The sequence below is a fragment of the Kocuria sp. TGY1127_2 genome (assembly GCF_013394385.1).
Lineage (GTDB): Bacteria > Actinomycetota > Actinomycetes > Actinomycetales > Micrococcaceae > Rothia.
The window spans coordinates 700,407-724,453 of record NZ_AP022834.1; the positions used below are offsets into that span (position 1 = coordinate 700,407).

Here is a 24,047-nt window from a genome sequence, read left to right on the forward strand (position 1 = left end):
AAAAGGGGCCGGGTGCATATACACCCGGCCCCCTTTCAGCACCAGAACGCTCAAGCACGTCCCGTGGAACCTCTAGCGGCTCCGCTGACGCAGGCGCTGGAGGTCGAGGATGACGACGGCGCGGGCTTCGAGTCGGATCCAGCCGCGCTGCACGAATTCGGCCAAGGCCTTGTTGACGGTCTCGCGGGAAGCCCCGACGAGTTGTGCGAGCTCTTCCTGCGTGAGCTCGTGAGCGACCAGGATGCCGTCAGTCGCCGGACGACCGAATCGATCGGCAAGGTCCAGGAGCGCCTTGGAGACGCGGCCGGGGACGTCTGAGAAGACCAGATCGGCAAGGTTCTCGTTGGTGCGGCGGAGGCGACGGGCGAGTGCCTGCAGGACCTGGCCTGAGATCGATGGGCTCCGGTCCATGGCCTTCTTGAGGCTGGAGTGCTTGACACCGGCCAAGCGGGACTCGGAGACTGCGGTCGCCGACGTCGAGCGAGGGCCCGGATCGAACAGAGCCATCTCGCCGAAAATCTCGCCCGGACCCATGATCGCGACCAGGTTTTCGCGGCCGTCGGAGGCCGTGCGACCCAATTTGATCTTGCCGGAGACGACGAAGTAGAGCTGGTCACCCGGATCGCCCTCGTAGAACAACGTCGCACCGCGGGACAGGTCCACCTCGGTCAATTCCTCGGTTAGCGCGGCGAAAGCTTCATCATCCAGTGTTGCGAAAAGGGGCGCCCTGCGCAGAACCTCGATATCCATAATTCTCCTCATTGATCCGGGTCTTTAATGCCCGCCGCACGCGTCCACTCCATCTCGTATGTTCAATCGGGATGGGCGCGACGTCGGCTACTCGTGTGACAAATTCAACGTATCCAAAATCCACTGTATAAGTTGTGTGTCGAATCCGCCACAGACGAGCCCATATCCTCGCATAAAGGTTGCTGAACGTCGAATTGGCTTAGGTTCTTTCCAGGAGCGGCGACTAACATTGTGAGCCACCCCGACCGCCGTGATTTTCGGGGTGTGACCGCGACGATTGGTGATCATGCTGACCGACCTCACGATTCTGGACTGGATCCTCATCCTTATCCTGCTGGCCTACTTCATCGCGGGCTATTCACGCGGCTTCTTCATGACTCTGGGGTCCGTGATCGGATTCGCCTTCGGTGCAGTTGCAGCTTTTTACGTGACTCCGTTGTTGGTGGAGCACGTCCAGGGAGGTTGGAAGATCGTCGTCGCGATCGCCAGCATCGGCTTGTTGATCCTCATCGGGCAGGCATTGGGAATGGCCATCGGCCGTCCGCTGCGGAGGCTCACCGAGAAAACGGGCCTCGGCATCATCGATCGAATCGGCGGGGCCCTGCTCAACGTTCTGACATGCGCATTGGTGATTGTTGTACTCAGCTTTTCCGCAGCCCAACTGGGAGTCTCGGCGATCACCACGACGATCGGTAATTCCAAGGTGATCTCCGGTCTGGAATCCGCGACACCCACTCCAGTTCAGCAGGCTATCGCGCAGGCAAGGGCCGCCGTTCTGCAACAGTCCGGGATACCTCGTCTCGACGAGCAACTCTTCCCCCAGCAGGCTGCCCCGTCAGAAACGCCGGATACCGATTCTTTGCGCAATGCATCGGATTCAGTCCTCAAGATCAATGGGACCGCCGAGGCTTGTGCGCAGAACCAGTCCGGATCAGGCTTCGTGGCCGCTCCGAACAAAGTCGTCACGAACGCACACGTCGTCGCCGGCGTGAGCAACCCCCTGGTTCAGACCCGGCAGGGGCAGAGCTTCGAAGGTAAAACCGTCTACTACGATGCTTCGACCGACCTGGCAGTTCTTGACGTTCCCGGCCTCGAAGCTTCTCCCCTGAAGGCTGGAGACAACGGGCAGGCCGGGGAACTGGCGAATTTCATGGGTTACCCCTTGGGAGGGCCTTTTACGTCGCGCTCCGCCTCGATCCAGGGCCTCGGCTACAACGCCACGACGGCCGAAGACGGGTCGACCAGCAAGCCCCGTGAGATTTATCAACTGGCCGCCAACGTCGAGCAAGGCAACTCAGGCGGGCCCCTTCTGAATAGTCAGGGCCAGGTCATCGGAGTCATCTTCGCCAAGGCCACGCAGGGTGAAACCGGTTATGCGCTTTCCATGACGGAACTCGCTCCGGTCCTGGACAGCATTGATTCCCTGACCGAACCGGTCCCGACGGGGCAGTGCACGACTGGCTGATTCAGGGCAGGGTGGTTGCGTGGCGAGCAGCCTGCGAGGCTAACGCTGTGCCAGATACTCCAGCGCCATGATGTATCCGAATGCGCCGGCCCCAGCGATTACGGTCTCGGCCTGTAACGAGACGAAGGAGCGGTGTCGGAATTCCTCTCGCCGGTGAACATTCGAAAGGTGCACCTCGACGACCGGGAGCTCTGCGGCTTCCAAGGCATCATGAATCGCGACGGAGTAATGCGTGAATGCGGCCGGGTTGATGATGATGCTGGCCGCCTCGGAGCGCGCCCGCTGAATCTCGTCGACCAGAGTGCCCTCGTGGTTTGACTGCATGAATTCGATCCCGAGGCCCAGCTCCTGCGCTCGCTTTCGAACGGTGGACTCGATATCCGAAAGAGTCGTAGATCCATAGATCTCCGGTTTGCGTACGCCAAGGAGATTCAGATTGGGGCCATTGAGCACGAAGATCGGTTTGTTCATGCCGTCATTCTTTCACGTCGTCCCACAGCCAGGCGGCCGTGCCTCGTCATGAACGAGGCACGGCCGCCTGGCATCGAAGCTAATCTCTTCTATTTGCTGAGCGTCTGGGTGATCTGGTCCATGACCGTCTGATCTGCGAGCGTCGAGACGTCTCCGACCGGGCGGTCTTCTGCCACGTCCTTCAGAAGCCGGCGCATGATCTTGCCCGAACGGGTCTTCGGCAACTCGGGGACAATCAGTACCTTCTTCGGCTTGGCGATAGGGGAAATCTCTTCGCCGACGTGAGCGCGGATCTCCGCTGCAAGCTCTTCGGTATCGCGGCCCTCAGCGGCGGCTTCGTCCGAGAGAATCACAAAGGCGATCACGGCTTGTCCAGTCGTCTCGTCGGTGGCTCCGACCACTGCTGCCTCAGCAACAGAATGATGAGAAACAAGTGCCGACTCGATCTCCGGTGTCGAAAGTCGATGACCGGAAACGTTCATGACATCGTCCACACGGCCAAGAACCCAGATGTCGCCGTCTTCGTCACGTTTGGCGCCGTCGCCGGCGAAGTAGGTTTTTTCGTCGAAACGTGACCAGTACGTGTCGACGAATCGTTGGTCGTCTCCCCAAATCGTCCGCAACATCGACGGCCAGGGTTCGGTTAGGACGAGCAGGCCCGAATTTCCGTTCTCGAGCTTCTGTCCGGAGTCGTCCACAACTTCGGCACTCACACCAGGCAACGGCCGTTGAGCCGAACCGGGCTTGGCTTCCGTGACGCCGGGAAGCTGAGAGATCATGATGCCTCCCGTCTCGGTCTGCCACCAAGTGTCGACGATCGGGCAACGTTCCTTGCCGATCACGCGATGGAACCACAACCAGGCCTCGGGGTTGATGGCCTCGCCGACGGTTCCGAGGAGCCGCAATGAATCGAGTTTGTACTGTTCCGGAATTTCCTCGCCCCACTTCATCATGGTCCGGATCGCCGTGGGGGAGGTGTACATGATCGTCACCCCATACTTGTCGACGATTTCCCAGAAACGGCCACGGTGCGGAGAATTCGGGGTCCCTTCGTAAATGACCTGGGTCGACCCGTTGAGCAGCGGTCCGTAGGTGATGTAGGTGTGCCCGGTGACCCACCCGACGTCGGCGGTGCACCAGTACACGTCCGTCTCCGGCTTGATGTCGAATACGTTGTAATGCGTGTAAGCGGCATGCGCCAAATATCCGCCAGTGGTATGCAGAATTCCCTTGGGCTTGCCGGTCGTACCGGAGGTGTAGAGGATGAAGAGCGGATCCTCGGCGTTATTTGGGACCGGCTGGTGTTCTGAGGAAGCCTTCTCGACCGTCTCGTGCCACCAGACGTCACGACCGTCGGACCAGTCGACGTCCGCGCCGTTGCGTTTGACCACGAGGACATGCTCTACGCTGCCTCCGCCCTTCGTCAGGGCCTTGTCCACGGTGGATTTGAGCTGTGTCGGCTGGCCTCGGCGGAAGGATCCGTCCGCGGTGACCACGAGTTTTGCTTCACCGTCCTCAACACGCGAGCGAATTGCGTCGGCCGAGAATCCTCCGAAGATCACCGAATGTACCGCGCCGATGCGTGCGCACGCGAGCATCGTGATGACGGCCTCCGGAATCATCGGGAGGTAGACCGCGACGCGGTCCCCCTTCTCTATGCCGAGTTCCTGGAACGCGTTGGCCGCCCGCGAGACCTCGTCCTTGAGATCTTGGTAAGTGTAAGTGCGGCTATCGCCCGGCTCACCTTCGAAAAAAATCGCCACACGGTCGCCGTTCCCGGCCTCGACGTGCCGGTCGACTGCGTTATATGCGGCGTTGAGCTCGCCATCCCCGAACCACTTGGCGAATGGGGGGTTGGTCCAGTCGAGGGTCTGCGTGAATTCTTTGTCCCAATGCAGGAACCGCTTCGCCTGCTCGGCCCAGAAATCGGTGCCTTGCGAAGCAGCCTGGTCATAGAGGTCAGCCCCAGCATTTGCTTGTGCGGCGAAGTCCTGGTTGGGCGGAAAAGTCTGAGGAGTCTCGCTCACTTTTCTTCCTTTCTGGTCGAAGCGGTCAGGAAAACCGCGAAAGTTCCTTGCAACCACTGTAATAGAGATCTCGTGACTGGGATCACTGGGGCGGCGGCGTTTCGCAGGCAGGAAAATCCCCTGATCAGCCGGCCTCTAGGCCGTTGCCTCGCTTCGCCGAGCCTCACTGCTCTGGGTAGGCTTGACCAATATGACCACTGCACACAACCAGTCCCGTCCCAGCCTTGAAATTCGATACGTACCTGAGGACAAGGCGCGGGCAGGCGCGGCTCGACGTCGTCGACTCGGCAAACAGGAGACGCAGCTGGGATTGGTGCGCAGAGCACGAAAAATCAATCGGATCCTGGGGGAGACGTATCCGTACGCGGTTGCCGAATTGGACTTCGAGAACGCCTTCGAACTTGTGGTCGCGACGGTCCTGTCCGCACAAACCACCGACATCAAGGTCAACCTGGTGACGCAGAAGCTGTTCGCGGCATATCCGGATGCACAAGCGCTCGCGGCGGCCGACCACGAAGCCATCGAGGAAATCGTGCATCCATTGGGCTTCTACCGTGCCAAGGCACGCTCGATCATCAAACTTGCGGGACAGATCGTCGACGAATACGACGGAGAAGTCCCCGGAACCCTTGATGAGCTCACCAAACTCGCCGGAGTAGGTCGGAAGACTGCATTCGTGGTCATGGGCAATGCTTTTGGCCTTCCCGGTCTGACAGTCGACACGCACTTCGGGCGCCTGGCCCGCCGACTTGGATTTACCGATCAGAAGGACCCGGCCAAGGTTGAGCGCGATATTTCCGAATTATTTGAACCGCGGGACTGGACAATGCTGTCCCACCGGTTGATCTATCATGGTCGACGCATCTGCCACTCCCGTGTGCCAGCTTGCGGTGTGTGTCCGATCGCGGACCTTTGCCCGTCCTACGGCTCGGGCGAAACCGACGAAGACGCCGCGGTGGAATTGCTCCAGTACGAATTTGCGCCCGGGCGTGAAGAACTTCATCGCCGGTTCCTGGAAGGCGCGACGCGTCGCCAACTGCGTGAGGAAGGATACAGCCTTGGGGTATGACCCTATCCGCTCGCCTCAGGAATCCGCTCTCGATGCCCTCCGGCGTCTGGGTGTACGAGGACATGGAATCGTCATGGAGGACAGAGAACCGTGGCGAATCGGGGGCATGGAGCCCGAAACTGCCAAGGATGCTGCCGTCCTCATTCTTTTCGGCGTGCTTGACGACGCGCCGGCAACGTCCACCACGGGCGCCTCCGTCGGCGTTGGTGCCGACCTCGATGTCCTCATTGTGGTTCGGGCAGGTTCCCTGCGCCAACATGCCGGGCAACCGGCCTTTCCCGGAGGGAAAGTCGACCCCGAAGACCTTCAAGCAGAGGATTCGTTCGTTGAGGCGGCGCTGCGGGAAGCCGTCGAGGAGACGGGGCTCGACCGTGACGGGGTCGAGGTTCTGGGGAAACTGGCTCCGGTACCGTTGCCCGTCAGTAATTTCATGGTCACGCCGGTGCTGGGCTGGTGGAAGGACCCGTCTCGTGTTGCGGTAGTGGACAGCGCGGAGTCGTCGCAGGTTTTCCGAGTTCCGGTGCGCGACCTGATCGATCCGCAGAATCGGCATTACGCCACCGTGACCCGGGGTCCGAAAACCTACAGATCACCAGCCTTTGACGTAGCCTCGGCGTCGGGGCCTGTCACGATCTGGGGGTTTACCGGAGTGGTTCTGGATCGCGTTCTTCACGAACTCGGTTGGGACCAGGATTGGGACCGAGCCCGAACGGTACCGGCCCCCATGTGATGGATGCGTCGTTGCGGGCAGAACCGATTCCCGGCAGCGTCGGGAGAGCCGCCGGGGCCCGAGTCATTTCGCGTCCGCATAGGAACCGACGGTCGCGACCGTAAGAGGGAAATCCACCGGAGCATTGCCGAACAACAACCTCCCGGCTGCACCCGCGGACTCGGTGACTATTTGTGCCACGCTGTCGGCCTCTGCCACCGGGCCGTGGAGGACTACTTCGTCGTGAACGAAAAAGACCAGTGAGGTGCGCAGCGGCGAGCCTCCTTCTCCTCCGGACCGCAACCGACGTCGGATTTCGCCCATCCAGCACATGGCCCACTCGGCCGCCGTCCCCTGAACGACGAAGTTACGCGTGAATCGGCCTTGCGACCGGGACATGGCTCGGGAACGCGATTCCGAAGCTGCGGTACTGACGTCTCGGACGGCGTCGAACCATCGTTGGTCCGGCAGCGGAGAAGTACGACCGAGCCACGTGGTTACTTGACCGCCCCGTTCGCCCACAGTGGCGGCTCTCTCGACAAGGTCGATTGCTTCCGGGAACAAGCGCTTGAGATGAGGGACGAGCGCCCCGGCTTCCCCCGAGGTGGCTCCATACATCGCGCCCAAAAGGGCTATCTTGGCCGCCGGTCTGTCCTTGAGCGCCGAACCCGTCCTCCGACCGATTTCTGCAATTCCTACGTACAGGTCCTTACCTTGTCCGGCGACGGCCAGAGCGCCATCGCCGGACATGGCCGCGAGGATACGAGGTTCGACCTGGGAGGCATCCGCGACGGTTAGAACGTGATCGGGATCAGCCCGGACGGCATCTCTGACTGTCTGTGGAATCTGCATGGCTCCGCCGCCGTGTGCGGCCCAGCGACCAGTGACGACGCCTCCTACTACATAGGCTGCATGGAATCTGCCGTCCCGAACCCATTCATCCAGCCATTGCCAACCATTTGCGGTCCAGAGTCGGTACAGCTGTTTGTATTTGAGCAGCGGGGCGATAAATTCTTTGCGCGATTCCGCACGTGTTCCACCGTGCTCCGCCCAAGCCACGAGATCCCATTTCCGGGTTGAGGTCACCTCGACCCCTGCCGAATTGAGCGCGCGTAGGAGCTCTTGGGGAGAATCAGGATTGAGATGGCTCGATCCGAGCATTATTCCTATGCTTTCTGCGAGCTCTTGCATCCGGGCCGGACGCTGGCCTTCGGGTGGCATCGGCCCCAAACGGTCGTCCAGGATTTGCCGGTGTATCTCGGCGTTCCACGGCAACCCTTCCTGATACATCTCTGCGGCAATAAGAGAACCTTGCGATTCTGCCGCTAGCAGGAGTCGAAGGCGCCGGCGCTCCGGTGCTTCCTCGACTGCTCGATACTGTGCCTGGAACTCCGCGAGAAGATCGTCAACGGTGGCTTCGTGTGGGGCTTGGGAAGGAGAGGGCGCGTCAAAGAGCGAGATCTGATGCGGGTCGATGCGAGGAACGGACAAGCGGCCGGGAGGTAGAGGACCGGAGTCCTTGTTGATATCGACGACCGGAGCGTAGTCAATGCCGTTACTGGGCAGAGTTGCGGCATTGCCCAAGATCTCTTGGCCCAACGCCAGATCCCAGCATCTCGACACCGAGACACCGGCCCGGAGAAGGGCCGGATACACGGCAGCAGTGGAAGACCAGACCCATCGCACTCGGTCCGGGTGGTGAGAGTTTCGAAGAACCGCTCCGACGAATTGTGGCAACTGTTCCGGCCCGAATCGTCGAGTAGAACCGCTCTTTCCGTCTTCTACCGTGATGGCACGCCAGGCTGCTGCCTCCGTATCCGGAGCAGTACTGGAGTCTTCGGGGCCAATCACGATGAGCATGTCAACTATTATCCCGCTCTACACCAGGCGTAGGTTTAAGCCTGTGGATGACGCGAGAAATAGTTCCGGCGATTCGATACAACCCATGGTTTATGGTCGGACCGTAGACCGTATGACGCGTTGCGTGCACTATCACCAACCAGAAGACATCATTGCAATTCGTTTCAAGTGTTGCGACCGGTATTACCCATGTCATCTCTGCCACGCGGAGGCCGAATCCCACGAAGCCAGTCAGTGGAGTGTCGACGAGCGTCAGACGGCAGCGATTTTGTGCGGTGCTTGCAACTCGGAATTGCCGATTCACGATTACATATCTGCAAGTCGCTGTCCTCGGTGCGGTTCGGATTTCAACGAACGTTGTGCCTTGCACTATCACCTGTATTTTGAGATCGAGTAGCAGAGCATCCAGGGGAGCGTTGCTGCGTGGCTCGGATCGTCCACAGCACAGCAATTGGCGGAGGCTCTGCGGATAGAACCCACAACGTAGGTTTTTACCAACTAGTTGGTGGAGGCACCGCATTTGAACTGCGCCAGGATGTCGTCATGGACATCCAAAACCACCGATCTGATCGCCCCACTTGCATCCAGGACTCGGAAGCCTTTGTTCACGAACTGGTCAATCGGGCTCCGGACAAAGACCCTTCGAATGGCGTAACTCGCACACTGGTCGCTTGGGGCGATCGTCGGATCTTCATGCGTATTACCGAGGACGTGGCACGAGCGGCAGACATAGGTCTCCGCCGAGTGGGACCGGGAGAGAACCCGCTGATCGGACCGTTGGATGCGATGGTCATGGAAGCCGAACAAGCCTTGACATTGTCTGGACGCGCCGAAAAAGGCCTCTCCTCGTCTCCAGGGCCTCATGGCCCCTTGGTTGTGGCCGGCTTTGATGGGGGAGAAGATCCGTGGGACGCCGCCCGAAAAATCGCTCGTTTTTGGCGTCAGCCTGACGTTGTGATGCTTCCACAAGGCAGGGCCTGGCTCGCTGATCGGCTCGCGAGTGCTCAACGCACTGATCGTCAGCACCCGACGATCGGCGTCCTCGGGACGTGCGGCGGCATCGGAACCTCGACTACATCGCTGTGGATCGGCTCGCGTTTGTTGGAGGACGGCGATTCGCCGATCATTGTCGACGCAGTGCCCGGAAGTACGGCACTTGAGGCTTGCGTGGCACCGGATCCTCTGCGCGGACTGAGGTGGCAGGACATCCGGAGGCTTCCGAAACGTCCCGACCCGGCTGGAGTAGTGGCAGCCGTTCCCAGCCCGCATGGGTTGCCGATTCTTTCGGGTGATCCTGACGAGCCAGATGAGGTCGGCGTTTCCGAGGCTGAACTGTGGGAGACGATCGAAGACTTGGCTCGAGAGGCTGTTCCGGTAGTTGACCTCGGTGCCGTTCCGTTGTCTTGGTCTTGCCTGGAGACGACCGCTGTCCTTCGATGCTCGGCTCTCTTGCTCCTGGTTCCCTTCACCCTTCGTGGATTGTGCCAGGCCAAGGCCGCTTGTCAGCGTTGGTCTCGTCTTTTGCCGATTGTTCCTGTCGGAACCGGCCCACGATGGTGCGACGTTTCTGACGCGGATGTGGCTCAGGCCATCGGAATGCCACTGGCCACCGCGATACCTCACGTGATCGCGGTGCACGATGCCTATGAATCAGGTCACCTCCTCGAGGTCGCTTACAGGCGCCCCCTGCGCCGGACTCTTGGAGAGATCGTGGATGCCCTCAAGGACTCGATCATGGATTTTTCAAACGTTGCAAGGCATGTCGTTCCCTCGGTGGACCAGCAGTTCGCGTCAATTGCACTTCCTGCTCGACGACGTTTCGAGGGGCGTTCAGGGCAGAGACCCGGGCGTGAGCTCGTCCGGACCCGAGGCAGCCAGGGGTCCTGTCTGACTCGTGAGCATTTGCTGCAGAGAAATGGGGCGTGATTTCGATGGTTGCGGCAGGGGAAAAGCTTGCCTTGTGGGAATCGAAAAGGGCCGAATTCCAAGGACTGGGGGTCTTGGAGCCTTTGCTCGAAGAACCTGGCCTGACGGACATATACGTCAACGCTCCCGATGAGATCTGGACGGATGGTGTTGATGGGCTCGAGAGGAGAGATCTGCGTTTTCCCGACGAGGACACAGTTCGTGCACTCGCAATGCGAGTGATTTCGGCCGAGGGCCGGCGTTTGGATGCAAGCCATCCGTGTGCCGATGTGCAGTCCCCGAACGGCTACAGGCTTCACGCTGTCCTACCTCCCATCGTGCCCAGTCATACGCATCTGTCGATCAGGGTCCAGCCCGCGAACCGCCCAAGTTTCGAATCGTTGCAACGCAATGGGATGTTTACTGCCGAAACCGGGGAACTGCTCAGGGCGCTCGTGGCCAAAAAACGATCAATTCTGATCAGCGGGTCGACCGGAAGCGGCAAGACCACGTTTCTGAATTCTTTACTGGAATTGTGCCCGGCGAAGGAGCGGCTGATCCTCTTGGAAGATTCCGCGGAATTGTCACCGGCGCATCCTCATGTCATTTCGCTCCGGACCAGACATTCCAATGCAGAAGGCCAAGGCGCGGTGTCGCTCACCGACCTCATCCGCGAGGCGTTGCGGATGGGGCCCGACCGGTTGATCCTCGGGGAATGCCGTGGCCCTGAAATCAAAGATTACTTTCTCGCTATGAATACTGGCCACGAAGGCGGCGGAGTAACCCTTCACGCCAATTCTGCTTCGTCTGTCCCTTCTCGGCTTCTGGCACTCGGGGCCCTGGCCGGACTCAGCCCGGATGCGGTTGGACGCCAAGCAGCCAACGCGATCGACGTCGTGGTCCACGTGTCCCGTTCAGCGTCGCAGCGGTGGATTCGGCACATCGGGGTGCTGACGGGCCGCGGCAGTGAATTGGCGATAGCAATCGCCGTAGAGTTTGACGATCATGGCGGGGCGAAACACGATCGGGCCTGGTCCGACCTGCTCACGTTGGCGGATCAGAGCGCGGAACTACGCCGGTACATGGCAGGTCATGAGACGAAGAAGTCCAACACCGCGACGTGAGGGGAGTGCGGCAGATGATGGACGCTTTGACGACGATTGCCTGCGCGTGTGGCCTGTATTGGATGGGCCGCAGATCTCTTGCGCGAAACTCGAGGTGGACGTGCCTCTCGAATCCAGACAACAAGGCGAAGAGCAGAATATTCTCTCTGGTGAATGGAGCCTGTCGGCCTCGTCCGATGGAAGCGGAACTGGTGCTCTGGCCGGAGGCCATCCGACAACTCGCCGCACTGCTCAGGGCCGGGGCACCGACACAGCGGGTGTGGCTGGAACTGGCAGAATCGCGGGCTGCCGGACCCGCCCATGTCACTGACCGGGATTCCAGTCGCGTGCAAAAAGATATTACCTCCGTTGTGGAACAGACCGCCCGGGCCGCAGGGGCAGGAATGAACCCGATGAGGGCTCTCGAGTCGGTGAAACTCGGTTCGACCGCCTCGCGGCAGATCATCGATACCCTCGTGGCCGCTTGGACGGTTTCCCAACAGACGGGAGCGTCGCTCGCAGAGGTCCTGGAGAGGATCGCTGAGGCTGTTGAGGATGATTTGGATGCATGGGCGGCCAGGGAGGCGGCGCTAGCAGGACCGCGTGCCACGGCCAGAATTCTTTCCGCGTTGCCCATAGTGGGCCTGGGGTTGGGCGCCCTGATGGGCACCGATCCTCTCGGCATTCTCATCGGCCAAGTTTGGGGGCAGGCGGCCTTGGCCGCGGGGATCACTCTGGGCTTCATCGGCACGGTTTGGAGCAGACGCTTAGTCCTCATGGCCCAGGGAGAACACAGCCAGCAGCCGTTCCTGGCGCACCTCTCCGGATTGCTTGCATGGAAACCTGGAGCCCTTGCGAGAGCCGCTAGAGAATTGCTGGGGCCCCGAAGGTGGAATCCGTGACGATTGTGCTTGTGCTTGTGCTGTGTGTGGGTTGCGTTCTCTATCGATTGGGTGGGACCCGATCATCGCGATTGATCCAGGGTGATCTCGTTTCTGTACGCCAGAGAGCCCATGAGTTGAGTCCTCGGGTATGTCTCGAACTGGTCGCAACCATTCTCGACGCAGGGCTGCCGCTGACCGAAGCGGTTGGCATCGTTGCCAGGATAGAGGGGTCCCCGGCTTTCGTTTCTGCCGCCGAGAGGCTCCGGCTCGGAATCTCATGGGACAACGCGTGGAGTGTGGTCGGGACCGGGCGGGCAACGGAGACCGCAGCGGTGCTCCGGGAGGTTCTGGGGTTCGCGGTCCGCACCGGTGCGCCGTCGTCGTCCTTGCTCCGGGCGAGGGCTGGGCAAATGCGTCGTTCGGAACATCGCGAAGCGGAGAAATTGGCCGCGGCACTCGGCGTCAGGCTCGTGCTTCCTTTGGGCCTGTGCTCATTGCCCGCATTCATCTGTTTGGGAGTAATACCCGTACTGATTGGGCTCATGCCGACCACTTGGCGATGACCAGATCTTGCGAACGGCTGGACTCCGGCAACCGACAAGCCGGCTGAGAAAGGAAAGAAAAGATGCACGACCAGTTGACCGACCAAACCGGATTCATCGAGGAGAATGCTCCGGGCAATCCGGAACGAGCACTCGCGAAAACTGTTCTCGCGCCAGCGGGAGAGCCCGACGACCCGGATCTCGGCGCGACGACAGCCGAATACGGAATCGTGATGCTTGCTGCCGTCGGCTTTGCCGGCCTCCTCGTGGTGATCCTCAAGAGTGGAGAAGTCAAGGAACTCCTGCTCGGCGTGATACGAACGGCACTCTCGACTGGATAGGGGCCTCAACAGGGCGCCGTGAAGCCGTTTAAAGACTTCTCGGCGCCCTCGTCGTTCATGCCGCACTCAGGAAGCCACGCATCAAACCACGCATGTGCAGGAAGGAAACCTAGTGGAGATAGGACGAAAAGACGCCGCTTCGGGTAACCAGTTGCATTCGGCCGTTGGTCGCCGCCGAAAAAATGTATCGGTCTCTTGCCCACGAGCGAGAGCTTTTCTGAATCCAGACGGCGAATCCGGAACGATAACGGCAGAGTTCGCTGTGGTCATGCCGGTCGTCATCATTCTGGTTGCATTCGTCGTCGGTGCCGGAGCTGTCGGAGCATGCGCCGTCAAAGTCGAAGAAGCCGCACGGATGTCGGCCAGGTCAGCCGCGCGAGGTGAACCGTGGGAAGAAACGTCACACGTAGCTCGGGGTATAGCGGGAGATGATGCTCGCGTCGACATCAAGCGGTCCGGACAAGACATTGAGATCAGCGTTTCAGCTCGGCCCCCCGGAATCCTCGGGAGCTGGGGAAATCTCGTTCTCACCTCGCACGCGCACGCTCAGCGGGAAACCGGTACCGAGCCGTGAGCGTCATCCGATTCGATGTGCGGCAGGTCCGTGATTGCGATGACGACCAAGGATCGGCGGCCGTCATGGGTATCGTCGTCGTCATGATGGTCATCAGCCTTCTGATGCTGGTCTCGGGCGTGAGCCACGTGGCCCTGATGAACCATCGCGCGGCCAAGTCTGCCGACCTCGCAGCCCTTGCCGCGGCTGATGCGGCCCGAGGGATCACCCCGGGGGAACCTTGCGACATCGCGCGTTCGTTGGGCGCGGACAACGGGGCCAGGCTCGTTCACTGCGCGCTAGCACCGGAAAGAAGTGACGTCGTCGATGTCGAAGTCGAAGTCTCGCTGCACCCCATGCTCGCGGTCCTGGGCCCGGCGCGCGGGATCTCTCGTGCCGGCCCCCCTCCGTCCGAAGAAGAGGAAGCAGCTTCATCTTCCGAGGAGATCGGGGGCCGCCTCAGCGAGCATGCCCCGGAGCAAGGCAACGGCGCCTGATTTGCTCAAGGGATTGTTCTTGTTGCCGCACTTCGGAGACTGAACGCACGAGGGACATCCGTTCTCACATTCGCACGAGACAATCGCTTCGAGCGTCGCCTTGAGCCAGGAACGCGCGACGAAAAAACCATGTTCGGTGAAGCCTGCACCACCCGGATACCCGTCGTAGACAAAGATCGTGGGCAGCTCGGTATCGACGTGCAGCGCGGTGGAGAGGCCTCCGATATCCCATCTGTCACAGGTTGCCACGAGTGGAAGCAGACCGATCGAAGCGTGCTCGGCCGCGTGCAAGGCCCCGGGAACGTCGGATTCGACGACGCCGGCGGTGGTCATGAGATTCGGGGGAATGGTCCACCAGACGGCTCGTGTCACGAGCTCCTGCGCATCGAGATCCAGGGGTTCCTCGTCGATGAGGTCATTGCTCGACAACGCTTTCCTCTGAAAAGAGACCACCTGGGTTCGGACTCGGACAAGGCCGCGGTTGAGAGTCACGGTCCCCCAACTCCTGCTGTCTTCGGTCTCGAGGACGCTCACCTCCGTGACGTCCCGGGCCTGGGTATAGAAGTTGGGGTGCGCGCGGCTGACAACGACCGCTCTTGACTCCTCGTCCAGCTCTTCTACGTGCCAGGTCTTTCCTTGATGCACGTAAATGGCCCCGGGGTGTGCCTGATAGTGCGACTGGCTGGATTCCATCGTTCCGATGATTCCGCCCGTCTCGGCGTCAATGATCTGTAACCGATGACCACCGCCGCCCCGGATATCCACCATTTCAGCGGCAGATTCGGGATGTGTCCAAAACCAACCGGTCGGTCGTCGACGGAGGTAGCCATCGCGGACCAAAGTATCGAGCACAGACTCGGCAGTCGGCCCGAACAAGCTCAGCTCCTCCAGGCGCAGCGGCCTCTCGGCGGCGGCCGAACAGAGATGAGGTGCAAGAACATAAGGGTTGCTCGGGTCGAAAACGGTCGACTCGACGGTCGTGTCGAAAATATCCCGAGGGTGATGTGCCAAATAGGTATCAAGGGGATCATCGCTTGCGACGAACACCGCGAGGGACTCCTGGCCGGCACGGCCGGCACGGCCGATTTGTTGGAAGAACGAAGCCCGCGTCCCCGGCCAACCCGCGACCAGAACCGCATCGAGGCCGGCGACGTCGATCCCCAGCTCGAGAGCAGGAGTCGAGGCCACACCCAGCATTTCCCCCGAACGGACTTGGCGCTCGAGTTCGCGCCGCTCCTCAGGAAGATATCCCGAACGATAGGCACAGACCCTGTGAGCCACCGAGGGGTCTATATCCTGAAGATAATCCTGAGCCTGACCGGCCATTGTTTCGGCCCCGCGTCTGGATTTGATGAATGCAATGGTCCGAATGCGTTCCGCGACCAAATCGGTGAGCATCTCGGCTGCCTCGGACAATGCCGAGCGACGACGCGGTGCGCCGTTTTCTCCAGCGCCCGTCGGACCCGCACCGTTGAACCCGCGCGTGTGCACGGGGGAGGTTGGGGAGGACGGCGTCGGCAGTGCGCTGGTCGTGTCGGGCACACGAGGTACTCCCGGGGCAAGTCCGTCGCGGGAGACTGTTTCTTCCAAAAGCGGTTCCCAGAGAAGTACCGTGACGGACCCGTGCGGCGAATCGTCGTGGACGAAAGAAGAGACCCTCGGTTCCTCGACCCCCAAGAGCTTTGAGAATGATCGCTGCGGATCGGCTGAGGTCGCCGAGGCTCCGATGAATGTCGGGGAGGAACCATGAAGTGCGCAGATGCGCCTCAGTCGACGCAAGGCCATCGAGACGTGAGCGCCGAACACTCCGCGATATCCATGAGCCTCGTCGACGATTACGTAACGCAGCTGGCGCAGGAACCTCGCCCAGCGTTCGTGGTTCGGCAGAACTCCCGCGTGCAACATGTCTGGATTGCACAACACGAAGTTCGAGTGATCGCGAATCCAGGCCCGTTCGCCGAACTCCGTGTCTCCGTCGTACGTGTCCGCACGAACCTGAGGCACTTCCAAAGATCGCACCGAGGCCAGCTGGTCGGCCGCAAGAGCCTTGGTTGGCGCTAGATAAAGTACCGTGGCTTCCCTTGAATGCAGCCTTGAACCAGGCTCTACCGAGCCTCGGACGATCGCGTCCAGCGTCGGCATCTGGTACGCCATGGATTTTCCAGAAGCGGTCCCCGTGGCGACGATGACGTGGTGCCCTCTTCCTGTCGAGACCTGCCTTCCGGCGGATCTGCACTCCGTTGCATATTCGACAGATCGAGCCTGGGCCGAATGCGCGGCGTCGGCCGCGAGAACCTGGTGGCGGTACGGCTCTGGAACTCCGAGGCCCTGAAACGCGTCGACGACGTTCGGATGGAGCCAATCCGGCCAGGACGAAGTCACAGCATCGCGTTCGGGTAGGACGCGGGTATGGACGACCTCCGGTGGATTATCGCCTCGGTTGAGCGCTCGGAGGAGGTGATTGGGCTGCGGCACTAGACCATTGTGACACCCTTGTCATCGCGGCGCAGATCCGCATCTCGACCGCGTCCGTAGTCGCGGTGTTTAGGCCGCGAAGTGGCCACAAAATCAACTGTTCGTGGCAAACTGAAGCCATGAACATGCCGATGAATATCTCAGGTGAGAAGCGTCCGTATGATGATGGGCCCCGGGTCCGGGAACTGACCCATGATGAGAGCTGGCAGGTCCTTTCCCGAGCGCGAATCGCACGGTTCGTCACCGTCGACGAAGGCGAAATCGACATCACGCCACTGAACATCTTCGCTTCGGACGGGCGGATCTATTTCAGAACCGCTCCCGGGAGCAAACTCACCAAGCTTCAGCTGAACCCGAATGTGGCCTTGGAAACGGACAAAATTGAAGGGGCGGTCGCGCACAGCGTCGTAGTGCGAGGTAGCGCGCGTCTGCTGACCGATCCGGCAGAGACGGACCGGGTGGCCGCGATGCCCCTGTTCCCGTGGGTGCGCACAGAGAAGCTTGAGTTCGTGGAGATCACGCCGACCGAGATCACCGGTCGAAGGTTCCGGCTAGGTGACTGAGCCCGGCGCCGGAGCATCGGGCCGAAGATCACGCTCACCACGGGGCGGGCATCGCCTAAAATACTTTCGTGGCTCTTTCTCGCATCGTTCTCTATTACCAGTTCACTCCCATCGCGGACCCCGAGTCCGTCGTGCTCTGGCAACGCGCTCTCTGCGAAAAATGGGGGCTGAGAGGTCGTATTCTCGTATCCGAACACGGCATCAATGGAACCGTCGGCGGTGAGATCAGCGCGGTCAAACAATATGTCCGCACCACTCGGCAGTTTTCCGGATTCCGGGACATGGAATTCAAATGGTCCGACGGTGGTGCCGAGGACTTCCCTCGGCTTTCCGTCAAAGCACGCGAAGAGATCGTGGCGTTCGGCGCCGCGGACGAACTCAAGGTGGACGAGAACGGCGTCGTCGGGGGAGGAACCCACTTGAGCCCGGAGCAAGTCAACGAACTCGTCGAGCAGAACGGGGACGATGTCGTCTTCTTCGACGGCCGGAACGCGTTCGAAGCTCGCATCGGGCGATTCAAGAATGCGGTGGTGCCGGACACGCGAACCACGCACGACTTCCTGGCCGAGCTCGAATCCGGAAAATACGATGACCTCAAGGACAAAAAAGTTGTCACGTACTGCACCGGTGGGATTCGTTGCGAGATCCTTTCGGCCCTCATGAAAAATCGGGGGTTTGAGGACGTCTATCAGATCGACGGCGGAATCGTTCGCTACGGCGAGAAATTTGGCGACGCGGGGTTGTGGGAAGGTTCCCTCTACGTTTTCGACCAGAGAATGCACATCGAGTTCTCCCCGGAGGCCGTGATGATCGGTCGTTGCGAGGCCTGCGGATCAGCCTCGAACAAGTTCGAGAACTGCAGTAATCAGGACTGCCGGGAGCTTATTCTCTTGTGCCCTGACTGTGCGGCGAAGAACCTCGCCTGTCCCAGCGGCTGCGCCACCGCCCGCCAGGGCCGGCAGACCTCCTCCGTTTAGGCGCTGACGGGATAGAGCGGGTTGTGACCCGCCGCAACCTTCTCGTCTGCACGAACCGGCCCGGGCGGCGTCGCTCCGTTCTCGGTGTCGAACGGGCTTCCGCCGAGACGTTCCCGTCCGTGATCGGTCAGCCAACCGGAGGTATCAGGGCCTACGGGCACAATGCCCGTCGGATTGATGTCTCGTTGCACCCCGTAGTAATGCTCCTTGATCTGCTCGAAGTCGACCGTGTCGCCGAAGCCGGGCGTTTGGAAGAGATCGCGTGCGTACCCCCACAGGTTCGGCAAGGTTGAGAGCATTTGCCGGTTCGCCTTGAAATGCGAAAAATAGACGACGTCGAATCGCGCCAGGGTGGTGAACAACCTGACGTCAGCCTCGGTGATGTGATCGCCCATGAGGTAACGCCGGGAGGACAGGCGCTCTTCGAGCCAATCCATCGCGGTCCAGAGCCTCCGATAGGCTTTCTCGTACGCTTCTTGCGAGCCCGCGAAGCCGCAACGGTACACGCCGTTATTCACTTCGGTGAAGACGCGTTGCATGACTTCACGCATCTCCTCCTCGAGTTCTTCGGGCCACAGATCCGGGGCACCTTCGCGGTGGAACGCGGTCCACTGCTTCGAAAAATCCTCGGTGATCTGCGGGAAGTCGTTGGTGACCACTTTTCCCGACGGGACGTCCACGATAGCGGGGACCGTGATGCCCCGGGGGTAATCCGGGTAGCGCGCGAAGAACGCCTGTTGGAGCCTTTCGATTCCCAGCACCGGATCCTTACCGTCCGGGTCCAATGTAAATGTCCAGGAACGGGCGTCATGTGTCGGTCCGGGCATGCCGATCGATAAGGCGTCTTCCAGACCGAGAAGCCTGCGGGCGATGATCGTTCGGTTGGCCCACGGACACGCGCGTGCCGCAATCAGGCGATAACGTTCTGCTTCAACCGGCCAAACCCCACGATCGCGGTCTTCGGTTCCAGCGGGCAGGTCCGTTCCATCAAGAATCCGGTCCTCGATGTAGTTGGTGTCCCGGGTGAATTCTTCTCCTTGGGTGACATAGGACCCACGAGTGGAATGGCTATCTTGGTTCTGTTCCATAGTCCCACTATGCCCCCGAATGGTTGCTCCGTAAACCAATTCTGCACCTCGTATGCTAGAGGTGTGACTTCACAACCGGAATTCTCTCGCGTGCCCGAAACCCCTTACAGCTATGACGGCACGGCCGTGGAAAGCCTCGCTGAGGCGTTGGCCGCGGTCGATTTCTCTTATGAGGGGATCCTTTCCCTGTTGGGGGACGGAGCGTTCGAAGCAATGGTCAGGGAACAGGTGGTTCCGGCCAAGCACCGGATCCGGCAGATTTTGAGCGGACGAGCCTCCGCGAAACCAGGCCGGCGGAGACTTGCAGGTGTCGTCGATTTCTTCATGCTGGGAGGAGCTGCGAGCGCTGAGGCTCTCGAGGCGACCCTGGGCGAGGGTGCCTATGACGTACTCGATCGTCTCAATCTACTGATCCCGGAGTCCGCACCGGCACATCAAGGCTCCTCCATGTTCCGCGCGGCCTTCGACCTGCGACCGCATTCGGCCGACGACGGAACCGACCTCTGGGTCGTCTCCGATCTGGGCGCGCACCAGACCGATGGGGTGTTGCCTCGTGATTACGTTCTGGGCGTGGGACAGGCTTCCCTCACGTTGGCTCAGTTCACAGAGCGCCGGCCCGTGGACAAGGCCTTGGACCTCGGCACAGGGTGCGGAATTCAGGTGTTCCATTTGCTGGGGCACTGCCGTCACGTGACCGCGACCGATATCTCCTCACGGGCTCTAGGGATCACACGCTTCAACCTCGTCCTCAACGCACCGGCTTTGGGCATTGACCCGGACAACCTGGAGGAGCGAGTGAGCCTGCGCCTCGGAAGTCTGCTCGAGCCCGTCCAAGGGGATCGCTTCGACCTCGTCGTGTCGAACCCGCCGTTCGTCATCACGCCTCGGCGCGAGAGCGAAGGAGAGAATGATCGTTTTACCTACCGCGACGGCGGATTGCCGGGGGATGACATCGTCTCGACCCTAGTGCGCCGGATTCCGCAGGTTCTGAACCGCGACGGACGAGCGCAGATGCTGGGCAACTGGGAAATTCTGGAAGACGCTCACGAGGAAACTGGGAAACAGTCCTGGGACCTGCGCCCGAGGGAGTGGCTGCCTGATGACTGTGAGGCCTGGTTCATCCAGCGCGAAGAGACCTCGCCGGAGCAGTACGCGGAGACTTGGTTGCGTGACGCCAGTCAGAATCGCGACCCGCAGGCATTCGAAGAAGCTTATCTGGACTATATGCGGGACTTCTCGACAAGGGGAGTCGTCTCCATCGGGTTCGGGATGATCTGGCTTCGACGGCCGACCGGAACGCCCTCGGTTCTACGATTCGAGAAAATAGAGCATCCTATCCAACAACCGATCGCGCCCTTCGTGACCAGAGCCATCGAGGCCCAAGATACTCTCGCCCCACTGAGCGACAACGAACTTCGTGCGAGTCACCTGTCGGTTGCCGACGACGTGACCGAGGAGCGGCATCAAAGGCCCGGTTCCGAGCATCCGGGAGTAATTGTGCTCAGGCAGGGAGCCGGGTTGCGTCGGACCGAGCTTCTCTCGACCGAAGCCGCAGGTTTCGTCTCGGCATGTGATGGTGAGTTGACGGCCGGTCAGATCATCGACGCGCTCGCGGCGTTGCTCGACTGGGAAGCACCGGACGCCTCAGTTGCCCTCTTGTCCCATGTCAGACGAATGATCGAGGGTGGGTTCCTCGACTTCCACGAGGCAGGGTGAACCTCTGCGCCCCAAGAAAAGTGGGTTGGGTGACCAAGCCGATTGCGAGGGCCACGGCACATTACGCAAACCGGTAGCGTGGTCCGAGAACCCCTTGGCGGAGAGAGGCGTATCTCACCGTGTCTGTGGATACGTGACGAGCCGTCTCATTTCCTCGGCTATTGTGGGGGCGTATCCACCAGATCGGACACAAGGAGCGACGTGCCAACACAGGCCAAGGGCAAGACGACCGGTAAGAGTCTCCTCATTGTGGAGTCTCCTTCCAAGGTCAAAACCATCGGAGGTTACCTAGGGGACGCGTATATCGTCGAGTCCTCAATGGGACACATCCGGGATTTGCCCCAGCCTTCCGAGCTGCCCGCCGAGCTGAAGAAGACTCCGGTCGGCAAATTCGCCGTGGACATCGATCACGGCTTCGCGCCGTATTACGTCGTCAACCCTGACAAGAAGAAAAAGGTTACCGAGCTCAAACGGTTGCTCAAAGAGTGCGACGCTCTGTACCTCGCAACCGATGCGGACCGCGAAGGCGAGGCCATCGCCTGGCATCTTCTCGAAGTGCTCAAGCCCAAGGTTCCCGTGCATAGGGTGACTTTCCCTGAGATTACTCGGGAAGCAGTCGAACGCGGATTCGAGAACGTACGAGACATCGACGATTCTCTCGTGGATGCGCAGGAAACGCGGCGTGTGCTCGACCGCATCTATGGTTATGAACTCTCGCCAGTGTTGTGGCGCAAAGTTTCTCAGGGACTGTCCGCCGGACGTGTTCAGTCTGTCGCGACCAGGCTCGTCGTCGAGCGGGAGAGGGAACGGATGAAGTTCCGTTCGGCGCAGTACTGGGATTTGGCCGGCCTTTTCGAGACCAAGTCGTCCGAGAGATTCAAGGCGAAGCTCTCATCCCTCGACGGGATGAGGGTCGCAACGGGTAAGGATTTCTCTGATTCCGGCGATTTGAAGTCGGCCGCCCGCGCCAAGGTCGCCCACCTCGATGAAGAAGCGGCACGCGGGCTGGTTTCCGCGTTGGAAGGCTCGGAATTCTCGGTTTCGTCGGTCGAGACTAAACCGTATACCCGCCGCCCGGCCGCGCCGTTCACGACGTCGACCCTCCAGCAGGAAGCGGCCCGCAAGCTTCGTTTCTCCTCGCGGTCCACGATGCAGGTTGCCCAACGCCTGTACGAGAACGGGCACATTACATATATGCGTACCGACTCGGTGGCATTGTCCGATCAGGCGATCAACGCGGCGCGTAATCAGGCCACTGAACTCTACGGCTCAGAATACGTACCGTCGAAGCCACGCTTGTATGCCTCGAAGTCGAAGAACGCCCAAGAGGCGCACGAGGCCATTCGACCGGCAGGGGACTCTTTCCGCACTCCGTCGGCGGTCAAGTCCAAGCTTTCACCCGATGAGTTCAGGCTCTACGAGCTGATCTGGAAGCGGACCGTCGCATCGCAGATGGCTGACGCCAAGGGGCAGACGGCTTCCATCAAACTCGAAGCGCAGACCAGCGACTCGCGCACGGCGGAATTCTCCGCCTCGGGTACGGTCATCACCTTCCGTGGCTTCATGGCCGCATACGAGGAAGGCAAGGACGCCGCCCGAGACGCAGACGATGCGAAGGACGGCGACGACAAACGCCTGCCCAAATTGGTCGAGGGCGATGTGCTGACCGGCCGCGATATCGAGGCCAACGGACACGAGACCTCACCTCCGCCCCGATACACCGAAGCGTCTCTGGTCAAGGCCATGGATGAGCTGGGAATCGGTCGGCCCTCGACCTATGCCGCTGTGATCTCGACGATCATGGACCGCGGTTACGTGAACAACCGCTCGGGTTCCTTGGTGCCATCGTGGACGGCGTTTTCCGTGGTGCGACTCCTCGAAGAACATTTCTCGCGTTATGTGGACTACGAATTCACGGCCGAGATGGAAGACGATCTGGACAGAATCGCCCGGGGCGAGGAACAAAGGGTCGATTGGCTCACGGGTTTCTATTTCGGCAACGACGCCGAAAGCGGTCTCAAGCCGATCGTGGAAAATCTCGGAGAGATCGACGCCCGTGCGGTGAACTCGATCGAGATCACCGACGGCGTGACCTTGAGAGTCGGCCGTTACGGTCCGTACCTGGAGACCGGCGGCTCGGTTGATGAAGAGACTGGCGAAGTCACGGATCCGATCCGCGCCAACGTCCCGGCCGATCTTGCCCCGGATGAACTGACCGCTCAGAAGGCTGCCGAGCTCATCGAACAGGGCAAAGCCGACGGACGTGAGCTGGGAACAGACCCCGAGAACGGACGGACGATTTTGGCGAAGGACGGTCGGTTCGGCCCTTACGTCACCGAGGTCGTTCCTGAACTTACCGAGGAAGAGCTGGCCAACCAACCGGTCGAGTATTACAAGAACGGCAAGCCGAAGCCGCCGAAGAAACCCAAGAAGGAGAAACCCCGGACAGCTTCACTTCTGAAGTCCATGTCTCTTCAGACGGTCACACTCGAGGACGCGCTCAAATTGCTCTCCCTGCCGCGTGTCGTGGGCAAGGACGAGGAAGGCACGGAAATTACCGCCCAGAACGGCCGGTATGGTCCTTATCTCAAGAAGGGCACGGACTCGCGTTCGCTGAGTACAGAGGAGCAGATCTTCTCGATCACTCTCGACGAAGCGCTCGCGATATACGCACAGCCCAAGCAGCGTGGGCGCGCAGCCGCCAAGCCGCCTTTGGCCGAGCTGGGCAAGGATCCGAGCAACGACAAACCGATCGTGATCAAGGACGGGCGGTTCGGGCCGTATGTAACGGACGGGGAGACCAACGTCACGGTTCCCCGCTCGGAGACCATCGAGTCCATGACGCATACGCGAGCCGTAGAACTACTTGCGGAGAAGCGAGCCAAGGGGCCGGCGAAAAAATCCACCGCGAAGAAGTCGACCGCCAAGAAGTCGACGTCGAAAAAGACTCCGGCTGCCAAGAAAACGACGGCATCCAAGAAGACTTCCGCTGCGAAGAAGTCGACGCCCTCCCGTTCAGGATCCAAGACAGTGAAATCAGAGGAGAACTGAG

At 60.6% G+C, this 24,047-nt stretch carries 21 protein-coding genes; 15 read left to right on the forward strand and 6 right to left on the reverse strand.

The window, feature by feature from the left end; translation table 11 throughout:
• Positions 1-72: 72 nt before the first annotated feature.
• Entirely contained in the window at positions 73-750 is a 678-nt protein-coding gene (locus sake_RS03110; protein ID WP_129359050.1) for a Crp/Fnr family transcriptional regulator, read from the reverse strand.
• Positions 751-1,036: 286 nt separating this feature from the next.
• Here sake_RS03110 and sake_RS03115 point away from each other — a divergent pair, with 286 nt between their 5' ends.
• The gene (locus tag sake_RS03115) at positions 1,037-2,215 is read left to right on the forward strand and encodes a MarP family serine protease (RefSeq protein ID WP_129359052.1); all 1,179 of its coding nucleotides are present in this window, start codon (positions 1,037-1,039) and stop codon (positions 2,213-2,215) included.
• A gap of 39 nt (positions 2,216-2,254) precedes the next feature.
• Here the strand turns inward: sake_RS03115 and aroQ are convergent, their stop codons facing one another.
• Complete coding sequence (gene aroQ, locus sake_RS03120; RefSeq protein ID WP_129359054.1) at positions 2,255-2,686, reverse strand: type II 3-dehydroquinate dehydratase; 432 nt, start codon at positions 2,684-2,686, stop codon at positions 2,255-2,257.
• 89 nt (positions 2,687-2,775) lie between these two features.
• A complete protein-coding gene (gene acs / locus sake_RS03125) occupies positions 2,776-4,713 on the reverse strand; it encodes an acetate--CoA ligase (protein WP_178945438.1) in 1,938 nt (645 codons plus the stop codon).
• Positions 4,714-4,903: 190 nt separating this feature from the next.
• Here acs and nth point away from each other — a divergent pair, with 190 nt between their 5' ends.
• A complete protein-coding gene (gene nth / locus sake_RS03130; RefSeq protein ID WP_129359059.1) occupies positions 4,904-5,782 on the forward strand; it encodes an endonuclease III in 879 nt (292 codons plus the stop codon).
• Positions 5,772-6,512, forward strand: a complete 741-nt coding sequence (locus tag sake_RS03135) for a CoA pyrophosphatase (protein ID WP_371811920.1) — start codon at positions 5,772-5,774, stop codon at positions 6,510-6,512. Before nth ends, sake_RS03135 begins: the two co-directional genes overlap by 11 nt.
• Before the next feature lie 63 nt (positions 6,513-6,575).
• Here the strand turns inward: sake_RS03135 and sake_RS03140 are convergent, their stop codons facing one another.
• Positions 6,576-8,351: a bifunctional 3'-5' exonuclease/DNA polymerase gene (locus sake_RS03140; RefSeq protein ID WP_178945439.1), complete on the reverse strand. Its 1,776-nt coding sequence runs from the start codon at positions 8,349-8,351 to the stop codon at positions 6,576-6,578.
• A 112-nt stretch (positions 8,352-8,463) separates the two neighbouring features.
• Between sake_RS03140 and sake_RS03145 the strand changes: the two genes are divergently transcribed.
• The 8 genes from sake_RS03145 (at position 8,464) to sake_RS03180 (ending at position 14,176) form a co-directional block, all read left to right on the forward strand.
• On the forward strand, positions 8,464-8,748 hold the full coding sequence (locus tag sake_RS03145; RefSeq protein WP_243155753.1) for a CHY zinc finger protein: 285 nt from the start codon (positions 8,464-8,466) through the stop codon (positions 8,746-8,748).
• A 146-nt stretch (positions 8,749-8,894) separates the two neighbouring features.
• Positions 8,895-10,277 carry a hypothetical protein gene (locus tag sake_RS03150; RefSeq protein WP_178945440.1) on the forward strand — a complete coding sequence of 461 codons (1,383 nt, stop codon included), beginning with the start codon at positions 8,895-8,897 and terminating at the stop codon, positions 10,275-10,277.
• Positions 10,278-10,282: 5 nt separating this feature from the next.
• The gene (locus sake_RS03155; RefSeq protein ID WP_243155754.1) at positions 10,283-11,380 is read left to right on the forward strand and encodes a TadA family conjugal transfer-associated ATPase; all 1,098 of its coding nucleotides are present in this window, start codon (positions 10,283-10,285) and stop codon (positions 11,378-11,380) included.
• A 176-nt stretch (positions 11,381-11,556) separates the two neighbouring features.
• The gene (locus sake_RS03160) at positions 11,557-12,261 is read left to right on the forward strand and encodes a type II secretion system F family protein (protein WP_178945442.1); all 705 of its coding nucleotides are present in this window, start codon (positions 11,557-11,559) and stop codon (positions 12,259-12,261) included.
• Complete coding sequence (locus tag sake_RS03165; RefSeq protein ID WP_238147543.1) at positions 12,258-12,806, forward strand: type II secretion system F family protein; 549 nt, start codon at positions 12,258-12,260, stop codon at positions 12,804-12,806. Before sake_RS03160 ends, sake_RS03165 begins: the two co-directional genes overlap by 4 nt.
• A 62-nt stretch (positions 12,807-12,868) precedes the next feature.
• On the forward strand, positions 12,869-13,126 hold the full coding sequence (locus sake_RS03170; protein ID WP_129359072.1) for a DUF4244 domain-containing protein: 258 nt from the start codon (positions 12,869-12,871) through the stop codon (positions 13,124-13,126).
• A gap of 112 nt (positions 13,127-13,238) precedes the next feature.
• Positions 13,239-13,700, forward strand: a complete 462-nt coding sequence (locus tag sake_RS03175; RefSeq protein ID WP_129359074.1) for a TadE family type IV pilus minor pilin — start codon at positions 13,239-13,241, stop codon at positions 13,698-13,700.
• Positions 13,697-14,176: an Rv3654c family TadE-like protein gene (locus sake_RS03180; RefSeq protein ID WP_238147544.1), complete on the forward strand. Its 480-nt coding sequence runs from the start codon at positions 13,697-13,699 to the stop codon at positions 14,174-14,176. The genes sake_RS03175 and sake_RS03180 overlap by 4 nt, the downstream gene beginning before the upstream one ends.
• On the opposite strand, the gene sake_RS03185 is transcribed toward sake_RS03180, so the two are convergent.
• Positions 14,111-16,651 (reverse strand): Zn-binding domain-containing protein, encoded by a 2,541-nt coding sequence (locus sake_RS03185; protein WP_129359076.1) that lies wholly within the window; start codon positions 16,649-16,651, stop codon positions 14,111-14,113. The genes sake_RS03180 and sake_RS03185 overlap by 66 nt on opposite strands.
• Before the next feature lie 119 nt (positions 16,652-16,770).
• Here sake_RS03185 and sake_RS03190 point away from each other — a divergent pair, with 119 nt between their 5' ends.
• Positions 16,771-17,214, forward strand: a complete 444-nt coding sequence (locus tag sake_RS03190) for a pyridoxamine 5'-phosphate oxidase family protein (RefSeq protein WP_243155733.1) — start codon at positions 16,771-16,773, stop codon at positions 17,212-17,214.
• Positions 17,215-17,282: 68 nt separating this feature from the next.
• Positions 17,283-18,191: a rhodanese-related sulfurtransferase gene (locus sake_RS03195; RefSeq protein ID WP_178945443.1), complete on the forward strand. Its 909-nt coding sequence runs from the start codon at positions 17,283-17,285 to the stop codon at positions 18,189-18,191.
• On the opposite strand, the gene sake_RS03200 is transcribed toward sake_RS03195, so the two are convergent.
• Positions 18,188-19,279 carry a glutathione S-transferase C-terminal domain-containing protein gene (locus sake_RS03200; RefSeq protein WP_129359080.1) on the reverse strand — a complete coding sequence of 364 codons (1,092 nt, stop codon included), beginning with the start codon at positions 19,277-19,279 and terminating at the stop codon, positions 18,188-18,190. The two genes, sake_RS03195 and sake_RS03200, sit on opposite strands and share 4 nt — an antisense overlap.
• Positions 19,280-19,342: 63 nt before the next feature.
• Between sake_RS03200 and sake_RS03205 the strand changes: the two genes are divergently transcribed.
• A complete protein-coding gene (locus sake_RS03205; protein ID WP_238147546.1) occupies positions 19,343-20,995 on the forward strand; it encodes a methyltransferase in 1,653 nt (550 codons plus the stop codon).
• A gap of 201 nt (positions 20,996-21,196) precedes the next feature.
• On the forward strand, positions 21,197-24,046 hold the full coding sequence (topA, locus tag sake_RS03210) for a type I DNA topoisomerase (RefSeq protein ID WP_178945444.1): 2,850 nt from the start codon (positions 21,197-21,199) through the stop codon (positions 24,044-24,046).
• Position 24,047: the final 1 nt, after the last annotated feature.